The organism is Hyphomonas sp. UBA3601 (genome assembly GCF_002375605.1).
Taxonomy (GTDB): domain Bacteria; phylum Pseudomonadota; class Alphaproteobacteria; order Caulobacterales; family Hyphomonadaceae; genus Hyphomonas.
This window is the reverse complement of record NZ_DFME01000014.1, coordinates 1-379: the sequence shown is the minus strand read 5'-3', so window position 1 is coordinate 379 and position 379 is coordinate 1.

The following is a 379-nucleotide window of genomic DNA, read 5'->3' as shown; positions in this document are numbered from 1 at the left end:
GGAGGTGCTTCTGCGGCCGGGGTATCAGTTTCGGGCGCATCGGAGCCACCACAAGCGGTGAGCAACACTATTGCGGCGACGGCGAGGGAAGAAGTCAACTTCATGGAATTTCAGGCTCCGGAATGTTCCGGCGCACTTTGTGGGGTAACCGCACGGAAGGCAACCGGCCTGCGTCAACTGGACGCCGGGCGCGGGCCGGACATACCCGCCTTGGCTGGTCCCTGTTGAAACCGTGCGGGCAGGCGGGGACAAAGCGCGTCAGCCGGGGTATTGTAACCAGATGCCTGATTCCGTCCGCCCTCGCCCCGAGATTCGCAAGCTGCCACCTGATGTCGTGAACCGGATCGCGGCGGGCGAAGTGGTCGAGCGCCCGGCGGCT